Source organism: Klebsiella sp. M041, from assembly GCF_059759695.1.
The window spans coordinates 171,507-194,432 of sequence record NZ_JCAXWU010000006.1; the positions used below are offsets into that span (position 1 = coordinate 171,507).

Sequence of the window (22,926 nt, forward strand, 5' to 3'; positions counted from 1 at the left end):
TCTGATCACTTGGGCGTGATGGAGAAGCTATGAGTTCATCGTGTATAGAAGAAGTAAGTGTACCAAATGATGACTGGTACCGGATTGCAGCTGAATTGTTGGGCCGTGCGGGAATTGAAATCAATGGCTCCGCGCCGTCAGACCTGCGGATTAAAAACCCTCTTTTTTTTAAACGCGTATTGCAGGAGGGGTCGCTGGGTTTAGGCGAAAGCTATATGGACGGCTGGTGGGACTGCGAGCGTCTGGATATATTCTTCCATAAAGTGCTCCGCGCCGGGCTGGAAAAACAACTCCCTCACCATTTCAAAGACACACTCCGCATCGCAGGCGCTCGCCTGTTTAACCTGCAAAGTAAAAAACGCGCCTGGATCGTCGGCAAAGAGCACTATGACCTCGGCAACGATCTTTTCAGCCGGATGCTTGATCCCTACATGCAATATTCCTGCGGGTACTGGAAAGAGGCGCAGACCCTCGAAGCCGCGCAGCAGGATAAGCTGGATCTCATCTGCCGTAAGCTGGAGCTCGAGCCAGGCATGCGAGTGCTGGATATCGGCTGCGGCTGGGGCGGTCTTGCCGAATATATGGCGCGGAATTACCAGGTGAGCGTTGTCGGCGTGACCATCTCCGCCGAACAGCAAAAGATGGCCCAGGCGCGCTGCGATGGCCTTGACGTGGATATTCGTCTTCAGGATTATCGCGATCTGCACGACAGCTTCGACCGCATCGTCTCCGTCGGCATGTTCGAACACGTGGGTCCCAAAAATTACGCCACCTACTTTGAGGTCGCCGATCGTAATTTGAAACCCAACGGCCGCTTCTTACTGCACACCATCGGTTCCAAAGTCACCGACCATAACGTTGACCCGTGGATCAATAAATATATCTTCCCTAACGGCTGCCTGCCGTCGGTACGGCAGATCGCCGATGCCAGCGAGAAGCACTTTGTGATGGAAGACTGGCACAACTTCGGCGCCGATTATGACACCACCCTGATGGCCTGGTATGAGCGTTTCCTCGCCAGCTGGCCGGAAATTGCCGATAACTATTCTGAGCGTTTCAAACGCATGTTCAGTTATTACCTGAACGCCTGCGCCGGCGCCTTCCGCGCCCGCGACATTCAGCTCTGGCAGGTGGTGTTCTCGCGCGGGATTGAACACGGACTGCGCGTCGCCCGTTAAAAAACACGCCCCCGCTCACCGGCGGGGGATTTTTTGTCAGGCTTCACTGACCTTAGCCGCGACCTCTTTCGCCGCCAGCACGCGTTCAACCGTATCGACAACCGCCTGGGTTTGCGGGTCGATCTCGATATTGACGCGGTCGCCCAGCTTCTTCGCCCCCAGCGTGGTCCGCTGCAGCGTCTCCGGAATAAGATGCACGCAGAATCGGGTTGCCGTCACCTCGCCTACCGTCAGGCTGATGCCATCGATACCAATGAATCCTTTATAAAGGATATATTTCATCAGCGTCGGATCCTGTACTTTAAACCAGATCTGACGGTTATTTTCGGAAGTGAGGATCTTCACGATTTCCGCCGTGGTCATAATATGGCCGGACATCAAATGCCCGCCGATTTCATCACTGAATTTCGCCGCCCGCTCGACATTGACTTCATCCCCGACCTGAATATCGCCGAGGTTGGTAATCCGCAGCGTCTCTTTCATCAGATCGAAGCTGATGCGCGCGCCGTTGATGTCGGTCACCGTCAGGCAGCAGCCGTTGTTGGCTACCGATGCCCCGGTTTCGAGCCCCTCCAGCATATGCGCCGGCAGCTCCACCACGTGGGTGCGAAAATTGGGTTTATCATCAATGGAGACCACTTTCGCGGTTCCCTGAACAATACCAGTAAACATGTTTGGCTCCTGTTGAAAATCATGACGGTATCATTACCGTTTTCGCTATCGGGAACAATAACAGGAGGGCTGAGCGGTTGCCAGCGCGCTTCGTGCCTCGACTCTTTTTTCACTGGCTTAATGGCTAATCCTCGCTACAATAGACTGGAATTTCCTCATTTTTATCCCCTTGCTGCCAGTTACGGCGGCTTTTTTAGTCTCAAAAAAACAACAATACAAAGGTGTTCACGTGCAGAAGTATTTCATTGAAGCGCGTCAGTTATTAGCTCTGGCTATACCCGTCATTCTTGCGCAAGTGGCGCAGACGGCGATGGGTTTTGTCGATACCGTGATGGCGGGCGGCTACAGCGCCACCGATATGGCCGCGGTGGCCATCGGGACCTCCATCTGGCTACCGGCCATTCTCTTCGGCCACGGGCTGCTGCTGGCGCTGACCCCGGTGGTGGCGCAGCTCAATGGCTCCGGGCGGCGGGAGCGTATCGCGCCGCAGGTGCGTCAGGGCTTCTGGCTGGCGGGGCTGGTCTCGGTGCTGATCATGATCGTGCTGTGGAATGCCGGGTATATCATCAGCTCCATGCACAACATCGATCCGCTGCTGGCGGAGAAGGCGGTTGGCTATCTGCGCGCGCTGCTGTGGGGGGCGCCGGGCTATCTGTTCTTCCAGGTTGCCCGTAATCAGTGTGAAGGGCTGGCGAAAACCAAGCCCGGGATGGTCATGGGCTTTATCGGTTTACTGGTCAACATTCCGGTGAACTACATCTTTATCTATGGCCATTTTGGCATGCCGGAGCTGGGCGGCGTCGGCTGCGGCGTGGCGACGGCCTCCGTTTACTGGGTGATGTTCGCCAGCATGCTGTGGTGGGTGCGCCGGGCGCGTTCAATGCGCGATATCCGCTGCGCCGAGGGCTTCAGCGGCCCCGATTTCGCCGTTCTGCTGCGGTTGGTGCAGCTGGGGCTGCCCATCGCCCTGGCGCTGTTCTTCGAAGTGACCCTGTTTGCCGTCGTCGCGCTGCTGGTCTCTCCGCTCGGGATCATTGACGTCGCCGGCCACCAGATTGCGCTGAACTTCAGCTCGCTGATGTTCGTTCTGCCGCTGTCGCTGGCGGCCGCGGTCACCATTCGCGTCGGCTTCCGCCTCGGCCAGGGCTCAACGATCGATGCCCAGGTTTCCGCCCGCACGGGTGTGGGCGTGGGCGTCTGTCTGGCGGTGTTTACCGCTATCTTTACCGTGCTGATGCGTAAGCAGATTGCCCTGCTGTATAACGATAACCCTGAGGTGGTGATGCTGGCCTCGCATCTGATGCTGCTGGCGGCGGTCTACCAGATCTCCGACTCCATTCAGGTGATCGGCAGCGGTATCCTGCGTGGCTATAAAGATACGCGGTCTATCTTTTTTATCACCTTTACCGCGTACTGGGTGCTGGGTTTGCCCAGCGGCTACCTGCTGGCGCTGACCGACGTGATTGTCCCCCGCATGGGGCCCGCCGGCTTCTGGTGCGGATTTATCATCGGCCTGACCTCCGCCGCCATTATGATGATGCTGCGGATGCGTTTTCTGCAGCGCCAGCCCTCCAGCACTATCTTACAGCGCGCCGCGCGCTAATCCTGCCAAAGCCCGCCACCCCGGCGGGCTTTTTCTTTCTTCAGTTTTGTTCCGGCGTTGTACATTCCGTTACTCCCCGACACCAAAGACTCACTGATGAGCGCCCCGGAGATGCATATAGTGTGGCCAACAGCCCCGCAGTGGGGTTACTCAGGAAACCAATTCGAGGATTTCAGCATGAAAAAAGTATTAGCTCTGGTTGTTGCCGCTGCTATGGGTCTGTCATCTGTTGCTTTCGCCGCCGATGCCGCGACCACCACCCCGGCTGCCGCAGCCAGCCACACCACCGTTCATCACAAGAAACACCATAAAGCGGCGGTGAAACCGGCAGCCGAACAGAAAGCCCAGGCAGCGAAGAAACACCATAAAGCGGCGGCGAAACCGGCAGCCGAACAGAAAGCCCAGGCAGCGAAGAAACACCATAAAGCCACAGCGAAACCGGCAGTAGCGCAGAAAGCCCAGGCGGCGAAGAAGCACCATAAAGCCGCAGCGAAACCGGCAGTAGCGCAGAAAGCCCAGGCGGCGAAGAAGCACCACAAAGCGGCGCACCACGCAGCCAAACCGGCAGTACAACCGGCGGCATAACGGTCAGAGCGTTAAGGTGATAACCGGCGCTGAATAGCGCCGGTTTTTTTTCAGGAGGACATCATGCTGCAACGCTATCGCTTCGAATTGCTGTTGGTTCTGCTCATCGTCTGCGCGCTGTTTACCCTTCGCTTGATGTTTAAATAGCGGGCTGCTGAACCCATTTACGCGCCGGCGGCGTATAGTCGCGAAAACCGGCGATAATCTCCTCTGCCGAGGCAGCAAACGGCAGCATCTCCGCGTAGCGCGGGTGCATAAACCCTTCCCGCACCATGTTATTGACCATCGCCTGCAGCGGATCGTAATACCCTTTAATATTCAGAAATGCGCACGGCTTTTCATGGATGCGCAGCTGCGCCCAGGTCCACTGTTCGAAAATCTCTTCCAGCGTCCCCGCTCCGCCCGGCAGAGCAATAAAGCCGTCGGCCAGCGCCGCCATTTTGGTTTTCCGTTCGTGCATATCCTCAACCACATGCAGCTCCGTCAACCCGCGATGGGCAATTTCCCGTTCCACCAGGCCGCGCGGCATCACGCCAATCACCACGCCCCCGGCCTCAAGCGCCGCATCGGCAACCGCCCCCATCAAGCCAACTTTGCCGCCGCCATAGACAACAGCCAGTCCCTGCTGCGCCAGCGTGTGGCCAACCCGTCGGGCAGTGTCGAGATACAGCGGATGTTCGCCAGCTGAAGAACCGCAGAAAATACCTATCGATTTCATCTTCGTTATTACTCCTCTCTTCTGGTGGGCGATAATTTAACACAACGCCAACCTTTGTGCGCAGGTTGAGACCCGCGGAGAAAAGAGAGGCGAGGCGCCTGCTGGCGAAGAAATATCCTTGTGGTTCAGTAAAATATCGCCGGAATGGGTAAAAGATCCGCAATCGCAAGCAATGTACAAGAAAAGTGACGTTTACCTCTTGCCACATCCCCTGCCTGCCGCTAATATGCGTCCCCGTTGTCACCACAACATTGCGTTCGTAGCTCAGTTGGTTAGAGCACCACCTTGACATGGTGGGGGTCGTTGGTTCGAGTCCAATCGAACGCACCATTATGCGTTTATAGCTCAGTTGGTTAGAGCACCACCTTGACATGGTGGGGGTCGTTGGTTCGAGTCCAATTAAACGCACCATAATGCGTCTGTAGCTCAGTTGGTTAGAGCACCACCTTGACATGGTGGGGGTCGATGGTTCGAGTCCATTCAGACGCACCAAGCTGTTTTTCCTTCCTGATTACACAGCCTCGTTCTTGTCAAATAACGCGCTTTGTTTATAAACTCCAGATCAGCCTGCCATTTCTCACAGTATTTCACTTCCAGAGAGTCCAGATCCTTATAAAACCCATCCCAGCGCCCTGTCGAGCGGCCCCATACCATTCGCTATGATGTTTGACTACCAGCCGGTTGACTACGTTTTTTCACCAGCGGATCCCGCACTGCCAGCGCCTGTCTGATTTCCTCTGCTGTCACTTTCCCGTCGCGGTTGCTGTCCATCTCCGCCATCAGGTCACGATATAACTGTGCTAACAGACCGTATTGAAACCCCGCGCCCTGTTCAGCTGTTCGGCTTATCGCCCCAAACGCCTGGAAATCCATCTCTCATACGGGCTGTTCATCACATCGCCCCCGCTGCTTTCCTCCAGCGCCTGAAATCCAAGTTTCTCTAAATCGTACTGGTTAACTTCCTCAACATCATTTTGTGGTAACCAGCCACTGCCGCTGACTTTATACCACCATTTTTGTGACTCATCCGCGACGGGCGTTGCTGCTCCCCGGGAGAGCTGGCATTGCGCGCCCAGCCTCGCCGATGTCGGGGTAAATACCGGCTATCCTGTCGGGTAAACAGGGATTTTCCCTTTGGTACCAGAACGGACCGTTTACCGCCCTCCACATTCTCTGGGTTGGCTAAAAATCCCGGCATGTTCGGGTCGGTGCTCAGCACCTCCATGGCTTATATCAATTGTGACAACTAATCTCATTCATGAATATGAAGGAATTCATTTCTTTTTATACAATCATTATCAGAAAATTTGTCCTTCATAAATATACAATGCTGTTTCACATACTCATCCCAAAAGGAGTTTGAGGTTCTATTTTCATGTGGCATTGCAACTTTCTGTTTTGATAAGATAGCTTTCAATTCTCGATTGCGTTCATATGTCTGTTCGTACAAGCATGAGTTTTTATAAATCTGTAATTCCTCACCATCAGCTGACATATATGCACATATACTATCCCTGGCTTTAATCCAGGATCTTTGCGTGTTTTTTATGTTTTCTTTTAGTTCAGGATATGTTGTAACTATGGCGTTATATAAATAATTCAAATACACATCTTAATTTTTATAGTTTTCAAGAGAGCATTGCTCTAAACCCATAAAATAATTCAGCCGCATCCCGTTTCTTATTCGTTCAGAATTTATTTCCCTCTTTACGGACAGAGATACAGATTTCTCCTTAACAGGGTTAGTTGTCAGTTGGATGTGTCTTTAGTTTAACGAGTCGTACCAAAGCTTTCCGGAATTATTTATAATGGGATTGTAGATATGTCTTGATTTCTGTTGCATTTTTATATTTGAAATGTAACTCCTCACCATTAAATTCTCCATTGAGGCCGTTGAGATTCTGGTCTTTTTTTATAGAAGGATTTATAGAAAGGCTATTAAGGTTATAGTTATAACCATAAACCTGATACGCAGTTCCATTTATTTTTCCCGCAGAGTGTCGTTGTTCCCATGAGATTAATACAATTATATTTTTTTATTGTTTATTTTAGTAAAAAAATTGTTTCCACATGAGGTTCACCACCATCGACCTCATAAGACTCCACTTTGATACTATTACCATTAGCTTTGAAATAAAGCGCTAATGGATAATTAGCATCATCCTCCCTCTTAATATAAACACTATCATTAGCATCTAACTTAAATGGCCCTTGTACTATGTCGGTTTTAGCTAGTGCATAAAAAGAAGAAATCAACAAAGATAAGCCAAAAATAAAGCCACGCATAAATCACTCCTTATCGACTCTTAATAATGGGGCCACTGCATTAAACCTTTGTAGGCGATCAGGGTAACCATTCTGCCCACCATTAACTATTTGCGTGACTTCTTGCACACTCAATGCTCTGGCAGTTTTGTTTAGTCCTTTACTTACCCAAAAGGAAAAAGCTGACTCTACACCATATTCAGTATTACTTATCACTAGATCAGGTTGTTCGACAAAGTCTCTCTTATCATCCGGATTCATTTCATTATGTTTATTAGTAAAAAGAACGGGCCGTTTATCACCTTTCACTTTTTCAGGGTTGGCTAAAAATCCTGGCATGTTTGGATCTGTACTCAGCACTTCCAGATGGACAAACCACTCCCTGTCCACAAGCTGATTCCCTTCACCCGGCGACTCCGTACAGCCCATAAATCCGACGGGCGTTCCGGCGCTGACCTTCCATATTAGCATCTAACTTGAATCCCCCTCGTACTATGTCGGAGTTAGCGCCACAGAGTCAAAAGCGCCTTTTTGTTTTGCCCTCTGTATCCACCCCAGCATCAGCGCCTACATTTCACCATCCGGCTCCATCAGTTCCGGATCCAGCGTTACCCACTACTGTTCTTTGCCCGGGACGTCATCTTTCAGTAAACGGACCAGGCCAAATGTTGTCAGAGTGGCTTTGCCATTCTTCGTGACGTAAAACCGCCCCGTCCGGGAAAAAACAAAACGGTCGCCTGCGTTCAGGCTCTTTCTCGTTTTTCCGGAGCAGAATATGTCCCGGCTTCACCGTTATCCGGCTCCCCCTCCGGTAAGCCGTATTGTCCGTTTTTATACTGGCGTAACAGTATGCCACCGTGTCCATCCCTGACTTTATAACAAGGAGATGAAGGATAATCAGATACCGGGGCCAGATGCATATACAGGCTGTAAAACGCCAGCCAACTTTTTCCCTTTGCGGATCGGGCTGGCACTGCGACTTCACCTGCACAAAGCTGCTGCTGTAGCGCAACATCCGTCCACATGATGCTAACGTAAAAAAGTCAGCGAGAACAAACTAAATACTGAGATCCGCACACAACATGATGTTATCACTAGCTATATTTTTAATATTAATATATCTTGCATTACACCATTTGCCATCTGCACTTATAGATAGCAAATTAACTTTATCTCCTTTAACAAGGTAAGATTTTTTTATTTCGAACGAAGAATCATAAAAATAGGATTTAGGTTTTATGACACTTATCGCAGGATATACAGAGCATTTATTGGAATCTTCTATATTTGGGACTGATTTGATTAGTTCAATCTTGCCATCTGAAATTTCTTCACTCATAATTTCTACCCGCCCTGAGTCATTCTTGTTATATATAATCCATGGAGAATTCACAAAAACCTTGCACCTACCATTTTCACTTAAATAAATAACAGAATAATTGTCATCCAGTAATGCTTGCTTATCACCATAAAATTGATATACCAATTCATCTTTGCTATTATAAATAACAATAGGTAGATAACTTTTTTTGCCATTTAAGATTAAGTTTGTATCTATTGAATCCATGTCATATTTTGTTTTGCTTACTTTTTTCTCTATAAAATCAGCATAACCTTCCACTGGCGACATATCTAAGTTACACTCCCCCTCTTTAACCAAGATTCCATTCTTTTTATTTTTTACATTCAAATATAAACAATCAATCAAAAATTTATTACCATCATATTTCAATGTGGCATAAACGGTAGAATCATGAAGAGATCTACTATCAACTACAATGGCAGGGGAACCTGAAAAAAAATCAAATAAGTAGGATGGATTACCTGTATAATCCTCATTAAATTTTAATACATTTTCCCTACCGTCTTTTTTTGCATAAATTAAATTATTTGATTGATCATACCCATAAGTTACCGAGCCATCCGCAAAACTAAGCATGGAACATCCACTAAAAAAAATACCAATAAAAAAAATACATTTATTCATATTCAATATCCATTGGGAATAGAGGACGTGCTTTCTAAAATAGATTGCAATTTTTTAGCATAGGAAGCTATTAGAACCTTTTGATCACTGCCATTAATAACTTGCCGCGCACTCTCATAATCCATTCCATTATTATTCATATATGTGGAAAGTTTTTCCCCAGTAAATATACCTTCCTCCATACCCCAAATCATAATTGGCACAGCATGCTTAAAATCAGCCGCAAGTTCTGGTTGATTCACAAAATCCACACCAAATTTATCTTTCGCTTTCTGATAATTGTTTTTCCATGTAAGATGTACACAACCTCTACCTCGATATTTATACCCATCGCCCTGCTGCATATTGCCGTTAGCTATTGCTCTATTCTTTAATACTTGTGTCACTGCAAGAATTGGATCGTATTTATCAAAATAACTCACCCCACCTACCTCTGGCTGTTCACTAAAATACTCACCTGTTGGGAAGTAATATGTCTCATGTCTCGCTGTAGCTAGCATATAAGAAATACCATATAAATTTGGCTTATACTCCATATGGTTAGGATAAAATTCATTTATGCTTTCCAAAATTTTACGCAAGTTGTTTTTTGAACCTTGGGATAGAATCGGCGTACCCGGAGCAAAGGAAACATGTTCGTTTTCATATTGAGAAATAAAAGCATCAACATTAATTAGATCTAATTTCTCTGCCAGAGAATCTAAAAACACCACCGGATGAAAATGCCACACCGCTTCATCCTTATCAAACGGCGGCACCTTGCTCATCCACTCCAGGTCCGCCTGCCATTTCTCACAGTATTTCACTTCCAGCGAGTCCAGATCCTTATAAAACCCTTCCCAGCGCCCCGTCGAACGGCCACCGCACCACTCGCTGTGATGTTTTACCACCAGACGGTTGACCACATCTTTCACCAGCGGATCACGAACTGCCAGCGCCTGTCTGATCTCCTCTGTCGTCACTTTCCCGTCGCGGTTGCTGTCCATCTCCGCCATCAGATCACGATAAAATTGTGGCACCTGTCCGTACTGCCAGGAGACCTCCTGCTCTGCTGAACGGCTTATCGCCCCAAACGCCTCCGGTACCCAGCTCTCATACGGGCTGTTCATCACGTCACTATTACCGTCTTCCTCCAGCGCCTGAAACCCGAGTTTTAACAGATCATACTGACTTACTTCTTCAACATCACTTTGCGGCAGCCAGCCGCTTCCGCTGACCTTATACCACCATTTTTGTGCTTCATCCGCGACAGGCATTGCTGACTCACGGAGGAGCCGGCACTGTGCGCTCAGTCACGCTGATGTCGCTGTAAAGACGGGCTGTCCCGTAACATCCTGCCGGGTAAACAGGGCGCTTCCCTTTGCTGCCAAAACGGACCGTTTATCACCTTTCACTTTTTCAGGGTTGGCTAAAAATCCTGGCATGTTTGGATCTGTACTCAGCACTTCCAGATGCACAAACCACTCTTTATCCAGGAGATTATTTCCCTCACCCGGCGATTCCATACATCCCATAAATCCGACGGGCGTTCCGGCGCTGACCTTCCATTCTTCTGTTTCGCCCGTTAGCTCCACAGAGTCGAACCCCCCTTTTTGTTTTGCCTTCTGCATCCATTCCGGCAATAATCCCTGCATTTCGCCGTCCGGCTCCATCAGCTCCGGATCCAGCGTCACCCAGTACTGTTCTTTTCCCGGAACATTTTCTTTCAGTAAACGAACCAGGCCAAAGGTTGTCAGGGTTGCGTTTCCGTTCTTCGTGACATAAAAACGCCCCGTCCGGGAGGAGACAAAACGATCGCCTGCCTTCAGGCTTTTTTTCGTTTTCGCCGGGGCAGGATATGTTCCGGCTTCACCGTTATCCGGCTCCCCCTCCGGCAACCCGTTTTGCCCGGCTTTATATTGACGTAACAGTATGCCGCTGTGCCCGTCCCTGACTTTATAGCAGGGAGATGAAGGATAATCAGACACCGGGGCCAGATGCATATACAGGCTGTAAAACGCCAGCCAGCTTTTTTCCTTTTGCGGATCGGGCTGGCACTGCGACTTCACCAGCACAAAGCTGCTGCTGTAACGCAGCGGCTGTCCACAATACGGGGCTGTCAGGTACTCGTTGTTTAACCGGTACGCCACAATAGTACCGTCTGCCATAAACTGGAGGGGAACGGGGTCGCCGGCATTGACTGCATCCGGATCTAGGGCGGAAAAGGGATTAGAGATGTCGCTGATATGGATCCCGCCATGCCACAATCCGTTCGCCCCCAGCAGCCAGGTCCCGTGCGCTTCTCCGTCGATAAGCCGCATAACATCTTCCAGTGAGCGAAATTCTTTACCGCTGGTGTCCCTGAGGGGATAACTGATTTTCATATGAGTTTCTTACCTTGAAATCCTTCCGCGCCGCTGGGGAGGAACCCGTTCCAGTGTGGTTTTCCTGAAGGTCTCCGTGACACCTTTCAATGATGCCCGGGTACGGGGAACCAGATAATTCGCCACTTTCATCACCATCATCCCCTCAGAACCATGCTCAATGCCGTTTTTACTCAGCTTCAGATACGATCCGCCGCCATTCAGCGTCAGTGTCTCCGGCGTGCTGATGGAAATCCCATCCTCGCAGCTGGTTATCGTCACCTGCTGCTTTGCCTGAAGTCCCATCGTGTTGTGCTGAGCCTGAATCTCGATATCTCCCTGGTTGGCAACAAGCTTTGCCCCATCTTTATGGACAAACAGTCCTAACGCTTTTTCCACCGTCACAGACAGCTGCTTCATCGCACCGATATCAAGATGTTGACCGGCATTGATCATGGTATTGCGGGTGCTGCTGAGCTGAAGATGTTCACCTGAGGTCAGTGCCACCCCCTGCGGAGCACTACCCAGCAGGACCGAAGACTGGAGGTCTTTGATTTTGTCGGTCACAAAACTAATCTGGGTATTGATGTCGCAGACCAGGGCTCCGGCGGCAACAGCTGCGCTGTTCAGCGCCTGCATCTGGCTGTTGGCCTGGTTAATCTGGTTGATGGCAGGGGTCATTTCCAGCACCGGGCCCCGGGCTTTGGCCTGGGCATCGGCCGTCAGGAACAGCCCTTTTGCCGCACGTACTGCGCCATGCTCATCCGTTCGCAGTTCAAAACCGGCCCCGCGCTTTTCACGCTGGCTGTTGACCAGGTGTCCCAGGTTCAGCTGCGTTTTGCCGTATTCCGTCGCGAGCTTGATATGCTCTTCCTGGCGCTTATCCTCCATCCGCAGCTTATTGTTCGCCGGGGTACGCCACACGTTCCGCGTATGATTGTCACTGGTGACAGGGTCCGGATGTTCTGAATCATGCAGGGCATAAGCGATGTAGGGACGATCCGGATCTCCGCCGTCAAATACGACGGCCACTTCCGTTCCGTCGATAAGCGGGGAGTGGAATCCGTACGTATCACCGGCATACGGTTTCGCCAGCCGCAGCCACACACAGGCATAACCCTGTTCAGAACTGTTGCGGTCAAAGTCCAGCTTCACACGGTAGCGTCCTTCCGGGTCGAGCCAGGAACAGGTGTCGCCTTTCTGTGTGCTTTCCACCCGGGCAGGCAGCGAGCCGGATATCACCGGGCGACTGAGCAGTGCCGGACGATAACAGACGGTTTCACTGTAGGGGATACCCTCAAACGTCAGCGTAAAGCTACTTTTGCGCGAACCGCTGGTGCGCACCGTGGTGATGACGATGCCTTCCCTGACGGCATCGGGAAGCGTGCCGTCCGTTTCCAGTACCTGACCCGGAGCCAGAAGAGGGCTGGAGGAATGCCCGCTGACGCGATACTGCGCGTTCAGAATGCGTTCGTGACGCAGGCGGGCGAAGTATGCCCCGGACTCTGTACTTTCCGTATCACCCGCCGTCAGGAAGGGTTCCGCGTAATGGTACGTTTCCCCGGCGGTGATCCCTTCCTGACTGCTGATACTTTCCGTACTGTCCTGCGGCGTCAGCGCTTCCCGGTAGTTGTAGTCCCGGGTGGCCACCCTTCCGCTCACAACATTGTATGCAGCCTGAATATCCCAGATGCTCTCCTGCCCGCTGTCACTCATCCCGGCCTGGTTGCGTAACGGCAGCGTGACGCCAAACTCATACTGCTCCTGGCTGTCCTGGAAAATCACCACGTCCTGTTCAAGACGGCCATCCATTTCATAGCGCCAGTAAATGCCCACTTCCGCCAGCAGGCGCTGGATAAACTCAAGATCGGTTTCCCGCCACTGGGTGATGAGCTCCCGGGATGGGTATTCCCGGGTGAGCCGGAACTCAAAATCAGGCCCTTCCAGCCCGTGTTTACGCAGCACCTGTTCAACCACTTCAGTGACCGACTGGTTGAGGTAGATCGCGCTTCCTTTCGTATAGTCCAGAAGGGCAATACGGGGAACGATCGTCAGTGCATAACGGGTCTCATCATTCGAGGTGGAAACGCGGCGAAAGGACTCCACTACGCCAAAAACCGTCCGTACCGGCAGAGCTGGTGTCCCGTCAAACATCGGGGTCTGGAAAGTAAATGACGCCGGTTTCAGCAATAACGACTCACAGACAATATCTTTAGAGGAGCAGGTAACCGCCACGTCATACCGCCAGGGCTGACTGAGGGATTCCACCGAACGGAAGTTCAGCACATCAAGAAACTCAGTACAGGCATGAACGTCCATCCAGTAGCGTGAATGCCCTGGCAGTTGCTTTACCAAACTGGTTGCATCGTTTATCAGCCTATTCCTCATCGCTTCACTCCATCTTTTCTGGCATTAACATCCATCCCAAGGTCCTTCATTCGTTACCCTCCGCCGTCCCGCACCGTAGCAGCCCTGTCCCCCCGCCGGTTTTACGCACGCTACCGCCCTCGCTGTCCTCCTAAAAGAACCCAAAGCGCACTGAGTAATGCAGAACGGTGGTCTTTTATTTAACGCCCGGAAAAGCAGTCACTCAGCAATAAATGTGCAAGAAAATCCCGTTCGTATTCGCGTACTGCCGGAGTACGTTCAGTTTGAATTCAGCGGCATCTCGGTTCAGATCGGGAGTGACTGCGTAATGCTGAAAAAGACGATAAGCAGAATAAAACAAATAAACTGCCAATATTTTGTCAGACGAGAGAATGAAGCCGTCTGGACGCAAGGCGGAAGCGGTGGCTTCGCAACAACAATATTCCATACTGAAAACTATTCCCTGGCGTAAAAAAGCGAGCGCGCGGTACAACAGGGATGAAACCATGCCACAGCAGAATAAAGAAAGTCCAGCCCCGACCGGGCCAGACTAACTTTTTAAGATTAACGCCCGAATTACATTGAGAAATTACATATAAAAGACCTGAGCCATTGTTCATGTCATAATATGGCGGCCGGTTCGCACATATCCAGAATAAGCGGCGAAAACGCACCATGAAATACATTGCTATCCTGATTTACATCAGTAAGCGCCGCCTGACCGTTATTTCGTATAACCCGCTAATATTATCCATGCGATCCTGACAGGGATAATATTCCCCGGCCATAAAGCGCAGCGGCAGCTTGCGCACCTACCGTCTGACAGACAAAACCCGCATATTGCCTTCAGACACGGCGAAGACTGGCCTGCGCCATCGCCAGGGCATCTTCCCCTGCCGGCAGCCGCGAAGGGGCATCAGGATCGTTCACCATTCGCCAGACGGCCTGAGCCACATCGACAGCCCGCGTCACGCTGGCGTTTTCCTGGATGCTGTCGAGGATCTGCTGGCCGAGCGCCGCATAGCTCTCCGGGAGCTGGCCCATCGTTCGACGCGCGTTTTCCCCGAAGCGGGTCTGGGGATCGCGTCCCGGCAGGATCACCCCGACGCGAATATTGAAGGGCCGCAGCTCCAGCGCCAGGGATGCCGTGAAGGCGTTCACCGCCGCCTTACTCGCGGTATAGACCGCCAGCAGGGGCATCGGCTGTAGGGTGACCGCCGAGGTGATATTCACGATCGTCCCGCTACGGCGCGCTCTGAACCGGGGAAGTACCGCCTGGGTCATGGCGATAGTCCCAAGAGTATTGGTGGCAAACAGGTTCGCTATCGCCTCGTGCGACGCCCCCTCCAGGGCGTTGAGCATCCCCACTCCGGCGTTATTGACCAGAACGTCAATCTCTCCGGCCTCGGCAATCGCCTCGGCGATACTCTGCGCTGAGGTGACGTCAAGGCGCACCAGCCGCAGACGGTCGCTGACTGGCAACAGATCCTCTCGCAGAACCCGCATCGTGGCGATAACCTTCCAGCCCTGTTCAAGAAAATAACGCGCCGTCTCCAGGCCAAAACCCGATGAACAGCCGGTGATCATAATTGTTTGCATCTCTCTGTCTCCGATTGGCTTCTTCCTTTTCATCATAGACAGCCCGCTCCGGACGATATAGGGTCAATAATCCATCATTTTTTAGCAGGAGTCCGGCAATGAGCGACCCGCTGGCGGAAATCATTGCGATGCTAAATCTCAGAGCGGTGCTGACCAAAACCATTGAGGGGGCGGGAGAATGGCGCGTCATTCGCTCGGACCAGGGCATGGCGTTCTATGGCGTGGTACTGGAAGGAGGCTGTCGGCTGGAAATAGACCAGCATCCGCCGCAGACCCTGCGCGCCGGGGATTTTATGCTGATCCCGGCGGCGTACCGCTTCGCGCTAACCAGCCTGACCCCGCCGCCTTCACCGGCGCTGGAGACCACCCCGGTGAAACTGGCGGAGGAACACTTTCGCCTGGGAACCCTCGACCAGCCGGCGGAGATGCTGGCGCTGATTGGCCACTGCGCTGCCGATTCGGATAACGCCAGCCTGCTGACCTCGCTGCTGCCCGCCCTGGTGGTGGTTCGCGACCAGCCGCGGCTGGCCACCTTTGTCGGACTGCTAAAAGAGGAAGCCCAGGCGGATCGCGCAGGTAAATCTTTCGTTCTGGCGCGGATGGTTGAGCTGCTGTTTATCGAGGCCATCCGCTCCTGCGAAACACTCGCCACCCCAGGCCTGTTGCGCGGCCTGAGCGACCCGCGGATCGCCCAGGCAATCCGTCTGCTGCATGAGGCCCCCGCCAGACGCTGGACCGTCAACGCCCTGGCCGCCGACTGCGCGCTGTCTCGCTCGACGTTATTTGAACGCTTTACCGGCCTGACCGGAATGACCCCGATGGGCTATCTGTTGAGCTGGCGCATGACCCTGGCGATGCGGTGGCTGGGAGAGCCGGGCATCAGCATGGCGGATATCGCCGAGCGCCTCGGCTATGGCTCGGCCAGCGCGTTCAACGTGGCTTTTACCCGCTATGCCGGGACATCGCCAGGCAAATATGCCCGCCAGCGGGCGGCGCAGCGTACGCCCGGGCCCGCCTTAAGCTAACCTGCCGCAATCGTCGTCTGCAGCCAGCGCTCAAACGCCTGCAGCGCAGGCTCCCCCTCGCCGCCGCCGGGTTTGATCAGGCAGAAGCGCTTGGCCAGCGTCGGGGAGCCCGGCCACGGGGCGACCAGCGTCCCGCTACGCAGCTCGCTCTCCACATACATCTTCGGCACCAGGGCCACGCCCTGCTGGCTGAGTACCGCAGCGATCGCCATCTCATGCAGATCATAGCGCGGCCCCTGCGCCGGGTTATCCAGCGCCAGACCACACTCCCGGGCATAGTGCAGCCAGGCATCCGGATTTTGCCGCCGATGAATGCGCGGCAGCCGGTTCAGCAGCCCCGGGAGATCGTTATCCGTCAGCAGCGCAGCATGACAGACCGGCAGCAGATACTCCGCAAACAAAAACGTCACATCCATTCCGGTCCACGCCGGGTGATCAAAATGGATAGCCGCATCAAATCCGCTGCCCGGCAGAATGAAGGGGTCGCTGCGAGCGGCGATATTGACCACGATATGCGGATGCTGCGCCATGAACTGCCCGAGGCGGGGGATGAGCCAGCGGCTGGCGAAGGTGGGGAGCACGGCGATCTCCAGACTGCGGCCATCGGCCGGCATCCCGCTGACGTCGAGGGTTTCCCGCTCCAGCCTGCTGAGGATCTCGCGGACCTGTCTGGCATAGCGGGCGCCGGCCGGATTGAGCCGTACCCGGCTCCCGATTCTGTCGAATAGTTTGCTGTCGAGGAGCGCTTCCAGACGGGCGATCTGCCGGCTGATGGCCCCTTCCGTTAACGCGAGCTCCGCCGCCGCGCGGGCAAAGTTGCCGTGGCGGGCGGCGGCCTCAAAGGCCAGTAGCGCAGCGCTGCTGGGAATTTTACGACGCATAGCCAATGCTCCTTGTGCGGGCTGACTGAAAGTCAGTGACAGAATATCACTGAGTCTTGAATAAACATCGTTTTTCAGCGCCATTTTCGCCAGATAGGATGAAGTAAATTCACTGAAGCGCCTTATGCGCTGAATCATCTGTCTCTCGAGGTCACTATGCTCTATGTCGTCGAATGCGCCTACACCGACCCGCAAAGCGAAGCGGCGTGGAATACCTTTTACAATCTGGAAAAATTACCGGCGCTGGTCTCAGTGCCCGGTTTTCATGCCTCGCAGCGCTTCTGCGCGCTCAGCGAGGGCTGCCCTCGCTACCTGGCGCTACACGATATCCGCGATGCCGCCGTCATCGACAGCGACGCCTATCGCCGCAACGGCGGCGGTCATTTTGCCCGCTGGCAATCGGCGATCGCCGACTGGCATCGCCATCTCTATCTCACAACTAACGCGCTGCGGGAGGTTGCTCCGGACGAGGTGCTGCTGCTGAGCGATACCGCGGAAGCCCTGCCCGTCGCTGCGCCGGTCGTCCTGCAGCCCGGCGGTCTGGCCACCCGGCATACCCGCTATGCCGCCATCGTCCCGCGTGACGACCTGCATCACCACGCCGCCACGGCCGCCGTCTTTGTCTATCAGCCCATTACCGCCCGGTTGCGTCACCCGGCGGAGCAAGCGTGAGGTCAACATGACACCAGCTCCCTTTTATTCCCTGACAGCAGGCGACCTGACGATAAGCGCCATCAGTGATGGCCAGATGACGGCGCCGCTGACGTTGCTGGCGGGGATCGCCCCTGAAGAGGCGGCGCGTCTGCAGCGCCAGGCCGGGTTAATCTCGCCGGAAACCATCGAGATCGGCGCTTACCTTATCCGCGGACGCGGGCACACGGTGCTGGTGGATACCGGCACCGGCGGGGCCAACGGCGTCGGCGGCGCGCTTATCGCCAATCTGGCGCTGCTCGGCGTCCGCCCTGAGGACATTGACACCATCCTCCTCACCCACGCGCACCCGGACCATATCGGCGGCCTGCTGACCGCCGCCGGTACACCGGCTTATCCCAACGCCACGGTGTTCCTGCCCTCGCGGGAAAGCGCTTACTGGCTGGCGCCGTCGACACTGGACAACGCCAGCGAGCGTGGACAACGCAACGTGCTGCTCGTCCGGCGCGTAATGGCGATCTGCGCGACGCAAATTCGTGCTATCGATGAAAATGAGCGGATCGCCGGGATCCGACCATGTCCCCTGCCCGGCCATACGCCGGGGCATACCGGATATCGCCTCGAGGCGGGCGGAACGTCGCTGCTGATCTGGGGGGATATCGTCCACTTTCCCTCGATCCAGAGCGCCCGGCCAGAGGCATCGGTGGCCTTTGACGTCGATCCTGACCAGGCCCGGCGTACACGGGAAAGTCTCCTGCGCCAGGCCGCCAGCGAGCGGTGGCTCGTCGCCGGTATGCATCTTGGCCTGCCGGGATTCGCCAGCGTGGAGAATACCGCCTCAGGCTACTGCCTGCGCCCGGTGTGACCTTCACGCAGAACACCGATCGCAGCAAAACCCCGGTCGTGGCATTAACGCGACCGGGGCGTGGTGTCCGGGGAAGTGGATTAGCCGTTAACCGCGGCGCTTCCAGCCTTTTTTACTTTTGCAGCTGGCGGTGGTGGCGACCCAGGGGTGACGCAGCTGGGTCAACTGAAGATCCTGAGAGGCCGGGCTGGCGGCCCAGCGTTTGTTGCACAGAGGCTTACGAGTTGCAATGACCATAAAAACGCTCCTGAAAAGTAATGAACAGTTCCTTGGGTAATTCCATAAGTTCAGAATCAACTTATCATCACTTAAACGTTGTTATTTCAATCTTTGTTTTGCTATGTAAATGGTGATTGCCACCTGAAAGGCATAAAATTGATCTAGATCAAAGTAAATGCAATTTTTTGTTTCCACCACCTATATTTTCAACCGTTTAACTTCGCACACCTCTTGATTAAGACTTTTCCTATACCACATAATCCAACAGAAGTGAGCGATTTTATCAGATTTTTATTCTAGTTATGTATGCGAATGTGGTTAATTGTTTTGATTATTCTAGCTCATAAAATTCACTTGGTCAGACCGCCGCAGGCGGGTACTCTGCACCGGCAATACGGGGATTTGTCAGGGAGTGGTGGATGACTACAGGCTATAAACTACTTGGCTATAAGTTAGCGGATAATATTTTCTACTGCCTGCATCATCGGGAAATTATCGCGTTACGTGGGACGCGAACGCAAGTTCAGCTGCGCAGCACCATGGCGTGTTTACTGGAATATTTGCTGGCGCATGGCAGAGAACGTCTGGTCAGTGATGAAGAGTTAATGATTAACGTCTGGGAGAAAAATAATCTCCGTCCGTCCGCGCAGCGATTATGGCAGGTCATTCAGACCTTAAAATCTCGCTTAAACCAGGCGGGGGTCGAAAGCGTATTAATTATCCGCGTTAAGTGCGCAGGGTATTATATTAATCCTGCTTGCGTAGCCGAAATTTATTCCTTCAAACCGCCGGGCATGATGAATTATATAAACACCTCGCCTGCTGATATGAATAAACTTCTGGTTCGCAGCTAATCTCCTTCCCGCGCCGTTTAGATCGCTTGTAACAGGGTTTATTCTTTGAATATTTTAATTCACAGCAATAATATTTATTTTAATATCGGCCTCGCCCAGTGTTTCAGAGATATTCAGGAAACCTTGCCCGGTCTGAACATTATTCATTCACTGCCGCTCAGCCATCTGCCCGATCCGGCCGGGCTGGATGTGATTATTTTAGCGCTGGAAAACTATCACGATTATCAGGCCGCTGCTGAATTAGCCCAGCGCTATCCCGGCCTGGTGGTCGGATTTACCTCCGCCAACAACGTCAAACGCGGACGCGCCTTTTACGCGGATACCCTCCTGTGGGTCAGCCAGCGGGAAAGCGTTCAGGAGATCCGCCGCCTTCTGCTCCGTCTGGCAGATCGCAGCCGCCCTTTCGCGCCGCGCCATCAGCGTCAGAGTCGCTCCTCCCGTCTGCGAGCCCCACTCAATGACCTGGAGATGCAGATGATCCGTGGCGTGGTCGGCGGCCAGTCGATTAATCAGATGGCAGACACGCTGGGCGTCAATCGCAAGCGGGTTTACAACGGACTGGAGCGGATCAAAATTAATTTTCGCCTCGTCAGCCATACCCATTTTCATCATTTTATGACCGCGGAGGCCACGTTTAGCCGCCTCTGCGCCGATCTGAGTTGCTATAGACCAGGGCTACGCCCAGCCCGGCAACGGCGAACTGCATCGCGACCGGCCGAAAATCATTCATATTTTTTGAATGAGTTTCGCAAATTGTTTTGATTTTAACCGCCAGGCGTTGCGCGTATTCTTTATCACATCAGGGCGAAAAGCCCTATATCAGACACCAGATTAAGGAATACGACCATGAAATCCATCAAAACTTTCGTTGCTGTTGCTGCACTGTCGCTGTTCTCTTCCGTCAGCTTCGCCCAGAGCGTCAGCGCCACCGCTTCCACCCTGGACCGTGCAGAGGCCAAAATCGCCGCCCAGGCCGCTGAGCAGGGTGCGTCCTATAAAATCACCAGCGCCCAGTTTAATAATCGCGTTCATATGACGGCTGAGCTGAGCAAATAATCTCTTCCCTCTTTCGCGATTAACAAAGCGCCGTCAAAAACGGCGCTTTTTTTCGCCTCTTTCTCCGGGCAGTGATTTCCTGACCGGCGCGCTATGGCGTTCAGCCGATGACGGGCCAATACTTAGCGCATCCCCTGGAAAAGAGAGCCCCATGATGAAAGCCTGGATCGTCAACAAACCCGGTTCGCTGGATAATCTGCAGCTTGTCGATCTTGCCGACCCCGGTGCGCCGGCGGCAGGCGAGATCCGCGTAGTGCTCCACGCCACCTCCCTGAACTATCACGATTTGCTGGTAGCGACGGGGGTGATTCCCACTGCCGATCGGCGGATCCTGATGGCGGACGGCGCGGGGGTGGTCGAAGCGGTTGGCGCCGGGGTCAGCGAGTTTCAGCCAGGCGACCGGGTGGTCGCTGGCTTTTTCCCGCAGTGGCTGGATGGCCGTCCGGGCCCGCAGGTGAAGGACTTCAGCCAGACGCCGGGTGACGGCGCCGAGGGGTTCGCCTGCCAGTATGTGGTCAGACCGGCCAGTCATTTTACCCATGCGCCTGACGGATGGAGCTTCAGGGAGGCGGCGACGATCACCACCTCCGGCCTCACCGCCTGGCGCGCGCTGGTGGTGGAGGGGCGGCTAAAAGCGGGCGATACGGTGCTGACGCTCGGCACCGGCGGCGTGTCGATAACCGCCCTGCAGCTGGCGAAAAGCATGGGCGCGCAGGTCATCGTCACCTCCTCATCCGATGAAAAGCTCGCCCGCGCGCGCGACCTGGGGGCTGACCATCTCATCAATTACCGCACCACCCCGGCATGGGGCGCTACGGTGCAGGACATCACCGGTCATCGCGGGGCCGATATTATCCTGGAGGTCGGCGGACCGGGCACCCTGGGCCAGTCGTTCGAGGCCGTCAGTGTTGGCGGACACATCGCGCTGATCGGCGTCCTGACTGGCTTCGAAGGTCATGTGCCCACCCATCTGCTGATGAGTAAACAGGCCCGACTGCAGGGGCTGGTGGTGGGTCATCGCCGGCAACAACAGGACTACGTCAACGCGCTGAACCTGCAGGCGTCGCGGCCGGTCATCGATAAAGTGTTTGATTTTGCGGCATTACCAGACGCCTTCCGCTATCTGCAAAGCGGCGCCCATTTCGGCAAAATTTGCGTGGAGTGGTAGTGGTGAGGAGATGAGATGAACAGGGCCTCCATGCCCTGGGAACGGCTTTATTCGAAAAAGACGTCCGGATTTTCCGACAGCGAAACAAAGGATTTGGTGTTTTTATCCAGCGCCTGAATCTCGCCGCTTTCAATGTCATAGAACCAGCCGTGCAGGCGCAGGGTCTGGTCGCGCAGACCGACCGCCACCGACGGGTGGGTTTTGATGTTGTTCAACTGAGCGATGACGTTTTCCTGCACCATGCCGTTAACCTTATCGGTTTCGCTGGCCCAGGTTTTCTTTTCCACCACCGCTTTCGCAGCATCAGCGTAGCGCAGCCAGTGAGACACCGCCGGCATCGGCTCCAGGCACTGGCAGGTGGCGATCGCTTTCATCGCCCCGCAGTTAGAGTGGCCGCAGATCACGATATCAGTCACGCCCAGCGCAACCACAGCATACTCAATGGTCGCAGATACACCGCCCGGCTCCGGCCCGAAAGACGGCACGATATTCCCGGCATTACGAATAACAAAGAGCTGTCCCGGCTCCTGCTGGGTAACCAGTTCCGGCACCAGACGGCTGTCAGAACAGGAGATGAAAAGCGCTTTGGGATTCTGGCTGGAGGCCAGGCTGCGGAAGAGCTCTTTACGCTGGGGGAAGATCTCTTTCTGGAAGTTGAGGAAGCCCTCAATGATATGTTGCATAGCAGTGTCTCTTCTCTGTAGTTATTACGGTATGACAAAGATCACAGTTATTCAGTTTACCATCGCTGACAGGAATGGGAATCGTTATTCAAACAGTTGCGCAGAAAACGCGCGCCGCGGCTGCCCGTTCAGTCTCGCCTTTTCCACAGGGTTTTCACGTGCTTTCCTGAGCCAGTTTGCTACTCTGTCTGCTCGTACCGTCCCCACG

General features: G+C 53.7%; 24 protein-coding genes and 3 tRNA genes. 14 read left to right on the plus strand and 13 right to left on the minus strand.

Going from position 1 to position 22,926, the window contains the following annotated elements; translation table 11 throughout:
• Positions 1 to 29: 29 nt before the first annotated feature.
• Complete coding sequence (gene cfa / locus AC6CWS_RS09840; protein WP_023289946.1) at positions 30 to 1,178, plus strand: cyclopropane fatty acyl phospholipid synthase; 1,149 nt, start codon at positions 30 to 32, stop codon at positions 1,176 to 1,178.
• A 36-nt stretch (positions 1,179 to 1,214) separates the two neighbouring features.
• On the opposite strand, the gene AC6CWS_RS09845 is transcribed toward cfa, so the two are convergent.
• Complete coding sequence (locus AC6CWS_RS09845; RefSeq protein WP_023289947.1) at positions 1,215 to 1,850, minus strand: riboflavin synthase; 636 nt, start codon at positions 1,848 to 1,850, stop codon at positions 1,215 to 1,217.
• Positions 1,851 to 2,079: 229 nt separating this feature from the next.
• On the opposite strand from AC6CWS_RS09845, the gene mdtK reads away from it, so the two are divergent.
• The 3 genes from mdtK to ydgU all read left to right on the plus strand — a co-directional run bounded on the left by mdtK (position 2,080) and on the right by ydgU (position 4,185).
• Entirely contained in the window at positions 2,080 to 3,453 is a 1,374-nt protein-coding gene (gene mdtK / locus AC6CWS_RS09850) for an MdtK family multidrug efflux MATE transporter (protein WP_023289948.1), read from the plus strand.
• Between the two features lie 177 nt (positions 3,454 to 3,630).
• On the plus strand, positions 3,631 to 4,038 hold the full coding sequence (asr, locus tag AC6CWS_RS09855) for an acid resistance repetitive basic protein Asr (RefSeq protein WP_065881512.1): 408 nt from the start codon (positions 3,631 to 3,633) through the stop codon (positions 4,036 to 4,038).
• Positions 4,039 to 4,101: 63 nt separating this feature from the next.
• Complete coding sequence (gene ydgU, locus AC6CWS_RS09860; protein ID WP_099441282.1) at positions 4,102 to 4,185, plus strand: small membrane protein YdgU; 84 nt, start codon at positions 4,102 to 4,104, stop codon at positions 4,183 to 4,185.
• On the opposite strand, the gene AC6CWS_RS09865 is transcribed toward ydgU, so the two are convergent.
• The gene (locus AC6CWS_RS09865) at positions 4,178 to 4,756 is read right to left on the minus strand and encodes an LOG family protein (protein ID WP_065881510.1); all 579 of its coding nucleotides are present in this window, start codon (positions 4,754 to 4,756) and stop codon (positions 4,178 to 4,180) included. The two genes, ydgU and AC6CWS_RS09865, sit on opposite strands and share 8 nt — an antisense overlap.
• A 253-nt stretch (positions 4,757 to 5,009) precedes the next feature.
• Between AC6CWS_RS09865 and AC6CWS_RS09870 the strand changes: the two genes are divergently transcribed.
• The 3 genes from AC6CWS_RS09870 to AC6CWS_RS09880 all read left to right on the plus strand — a co-directional run bounded on the left by AC6CWS_RS09870 (position 5,010) and on the right by AC6CWS_RS09880 (position 5,248).
• Positions 5,010 to 5,086 (plus strand) — tRNA-Val (locus AC6CWS_RS09870).
• 4 nt (positions 5,087 to 5,090) lie between these two features.
• Positions 5,091 to 5,167 (plus strand) — tRNA-Val (locus AC6CWS_RS09875).
• Positions 5,168 to 5,171: 4 nt separating this feature from the next.
• Positions 5,172 to 5,248 (plus strand) — tRNA-Val (locus tag AC6CWS_RS09880).
• A gap of 760 nt (positions 5,249 to 6,008) precedes the next feature.
• Here the strand turns inward: AC6CWS_RS09880 and AC6CWS_RS09885 are convergent.
• The 8 genes from AC6CWS_RS09885 to AC6CWS_RS09920 all read right to left on the minus strand — a co-directional run bounded on the left by AC6CWS_RS09885 (position 6,009) and on the right by AC6CWS_RS09920 (position 15,316).
• Entirely contained in the window at positions 6,009 to 6,365 is a 357-nt protein-coding gene (locus AC6CWS_RS09885) for a lysozyme inhibitor LprI family protein (protein ID WP_077269643.1), read from the minus strand.
• A gap of 434 nt (positions 6,366 to 6,799) precedes the next feature.
• Complete coding sequence (locus AC6CWS_RS09890) at positions 6,800 to 7,042, minus strand: hypothetical protein (RefSeq protein WP_077269642.1); 243 nt, start codon at positions 7,040 to 7,042, stop codon at positions 6,800 to 6,802.
• A 3-nt stretch (positions 7,043 to 7,045) separates the two neighbouring features.
• On the minus strand, positions 7,046 to 7,492 hold the full coding sequence (locus AC6CWS_RS09895; RefSeq protein ID WP_065881506.1) for a hypothetical protein: 447 nt from the start codon (positions 7,490 to 7,492) through the stop codon (positions 7,046 to 7,048).
• A 586-nt stretch (positions 7,493 to 8,078) separates the two neighbouring features.
• Positions 8,079 to 9,008, minus strand: coding sequence for a hypothetical protein (locus AC6CWS_RS09900; RefSeq protein ID WP_065881503.1), 930 nt, complete (start codon positions 9,006 to 9,008; stop codon positions 8,079 to 8,081).
• A gap of 2 nt (positions 9,009 to 9,010) precedes the next feature.
• Positions 9,011 to 10,264 carry a hypothetical protein gene (locus tag AC6CWS_RS09905; RefSeq protein ID WP_223822577.1) on the minus strand — a complete coding sequence of 418 codons (1,254 nt, stop codon included), beginning with the start codon at positions 10,262 to 10,264 and terminating at the stop codon, positions 9,011 to 9,013.
• 36 nt (positions 10,265 to 10,300) lie between these two features.
• On the minus strand, positions 10,301 to 11,371 hold the full coding sequence (locus AC6CWS_RS09910) for a hypothetical protein (protein WP_223822576.1): 1,071 nt from the start codon (positions 11,369 to 11,371) through the stop codon (positions 10,301 to 10,303).
• Positions 11,372 to 11,380: 9 nt separating this feature from the next.
• Positions 11,381 to 13,738 (minus strand): type VI secretion system Vgr family protein, encoded by a 2,358-nt coding sequence (locus AC6CWS_RS09915; protein WP_065881501.1) that lies wholly within the window; start codon positions 13,736 to 13,738, stop codon positions 11,381 to 11,383.
• 825 nt (positions 13,739 to 14,563) lie between these two features.
• Positions 14,564 to 15,316 carry an SDR family oxidoreductase gene (locus tag AC6CWS_RS09920; protein ID WP_065881499.1) on the minus strand — a complete coding sequence of 251 codons (753 nt, stop codon included), beginning with the start codon at positions 15,314 to 15,316 and terminating at the stop codon, positions 14,564 to 14,566.
• Between the two features lie 98 nt (positions 15,317 to 15,414).
• Here AC6CWS_RS09920 and AC6CWS_RS09925 point away from each other — a divergent pair, with 98 nt between their 5' ends.
• Positions 15,415 to 16,341, plus strand: a complete 927-nt coding sequence (locus AC6CWS_RS09925; protein ID WP_065881495.1) for an AraC family transcriptional regulator — start codon at positions 15,415 to 15,417, stop codon at positions 16,339 to 16,341.
• On the opposite strand, the gene AC6CWS_RS09930 is transcribed toward AC6CWS_RS09925, so the two are convergent.
• Complete coding sequence (locus tag AC6CWS_RS09930) at positions 16,338 to 17,222, minus strand: LysR substrate-binding domain-containing protein (RefSeq protein ID WP_065881494.1); 885 nt, start codon at positions 17,220 to 17,222, stop codon at positions 16,338 to 16,340. The two genes, AC6CWS_RS09925 and AC6CWS_RS09930, sit on opposite strands and share 4 nt — an antisense overlap.
• 156 nt (positions 17,223 to 17,378) lie before the next feature.
• Between AC6CWS_RS09930 and AC6CWS_RS09935 the strand changes: the two genes are divergently transcribed.
• Both AC6CWS_RS09935 and AC6CWS_RS09940 read left to right on the plus strand, forming a co-directional pair.
• The gene (locus tag AC6CWS_RS09935) at positions 17,379 to 17,894 is read left to right on the plus strand and encodes a hypothetical protein (RefSeq protein ID WP_023289959.1); all 516 of its coding nucleotides are present in this window, start codon (positions 17,379 to 17,381) and stop codon (positions 17,892 to 17,894) included.
• Positions 17,895 to 17,901: 7 nt separating this feature from the next.
• The gene (locus AC6CWS_RS09940) at positions 17,902 to 18,738 is read left to right on the plus strand and encodes an MBL fold metallo-hydrolase (protein ID WP_065881490.1); all 837 of its coding nucleotides are present in this window, start codon (positions 17,902 to 17,904) and stop codon (positions 18,736 to 18,738) included.
• Positions 18,739 to 18,825: 87 nt separating this feature from the next.
• Here the strand turns inward: AC6CWS_RS09940 and AC6CWS_RS09945 are convergent, their stop codons facing one another.
• Entirely contained in the window at positions 18,826 to 18,975 is a 150-nt protein-coding gene (locus tag AC6CWS_RS09945; protein ID WP_023289961.1) for a hypothetical protein, read from the minus strand.
• 401 nt (positions 18,976 to 19,376) lie between these two features.
• Here AC6CWS_RS09945 and AC6CWS_RS09950 point away from each other — a divergent pair, with 401 nt between their 5' ends.
• The 4 genes from AC6CWS_RS09950 to AC6CWS_RS09965 all read left to right on the plus strand — a co-directional run bounded on the left by AC6CWS_RS09950 (position 19,377) and on the right by AC6CWS_RS09965 (position 22,035).
• Positions 19,377 to 19,811 carry a winged helix-turn-helix domain-containing protein gene (locus AC6CWS_RS09950; protein WP_023289962.1) on the plus strand — a complete coding sequence of 145 codons (435 nt, stop codon included), beginning with the start codon at positions 19,377 to 19,379 and terminating at the stop codon, positions 19,809 to 19,811.
• A 45-nt stretch (positions 19,812 to 19,856) separates the two neighbouring features.
• Entirely contained in the window at positions 19,857 to 20,573 is a 717-nt protein-coding gene (locus AC6CWS_RS09955) for a hypothetical protein (RefSeq protein WP_065881487.1), read from the plus strand.
• An 84-nt stretch (positions 20,574 to 20,657) separates the two neighbouring features.
• Positions 20,658 to 20,867 carry a YdgH/BhsA/McbA-like domain containing protein gene (locus tag AC6CWS_RS09960; protein ID WP_004202908.1) on the plus strand — a complete coding sequence of 70 codons (210 nt, stop codon included), beginning with the start codon at positions 20,658 to 20,660 and terminating at the stop codon, positions 20,865 to 20,867.
• A gap of 151 nt (positions 20,868 to 21,018) precedes the next feature.
• Complete coding sequence (locus AC6CWS_RS09965; protein ID WP_202821035.1) at positions 21,019 to 22,035, plus strand: zinc-dependent alcohol dehydrogenase family protein; 1,017 nt, start codon at positions 21,019 to 21,021, stop codon at positions 22,033 to 22,035.
• A 47-nt stretch (positions 22,036 to 22,082) separates the two neighbouring features.
• Here AC6CWS_RS09965 and AC6CWS_RS09970 read toward each other — a convergent pair whose 3' ends face one another.
• A complete protein-coding gene (locus AC6CWS_RS09970) occupies positions 22,083 to 22,718 on the minus strand; it encodes a carbonic anhydrase (protein ID WP_023289965.1) in 636 nt (211 codons plus the stop codon).
• Positions 22,719 to 22,926: the final 208 nt, after the last annotated feature.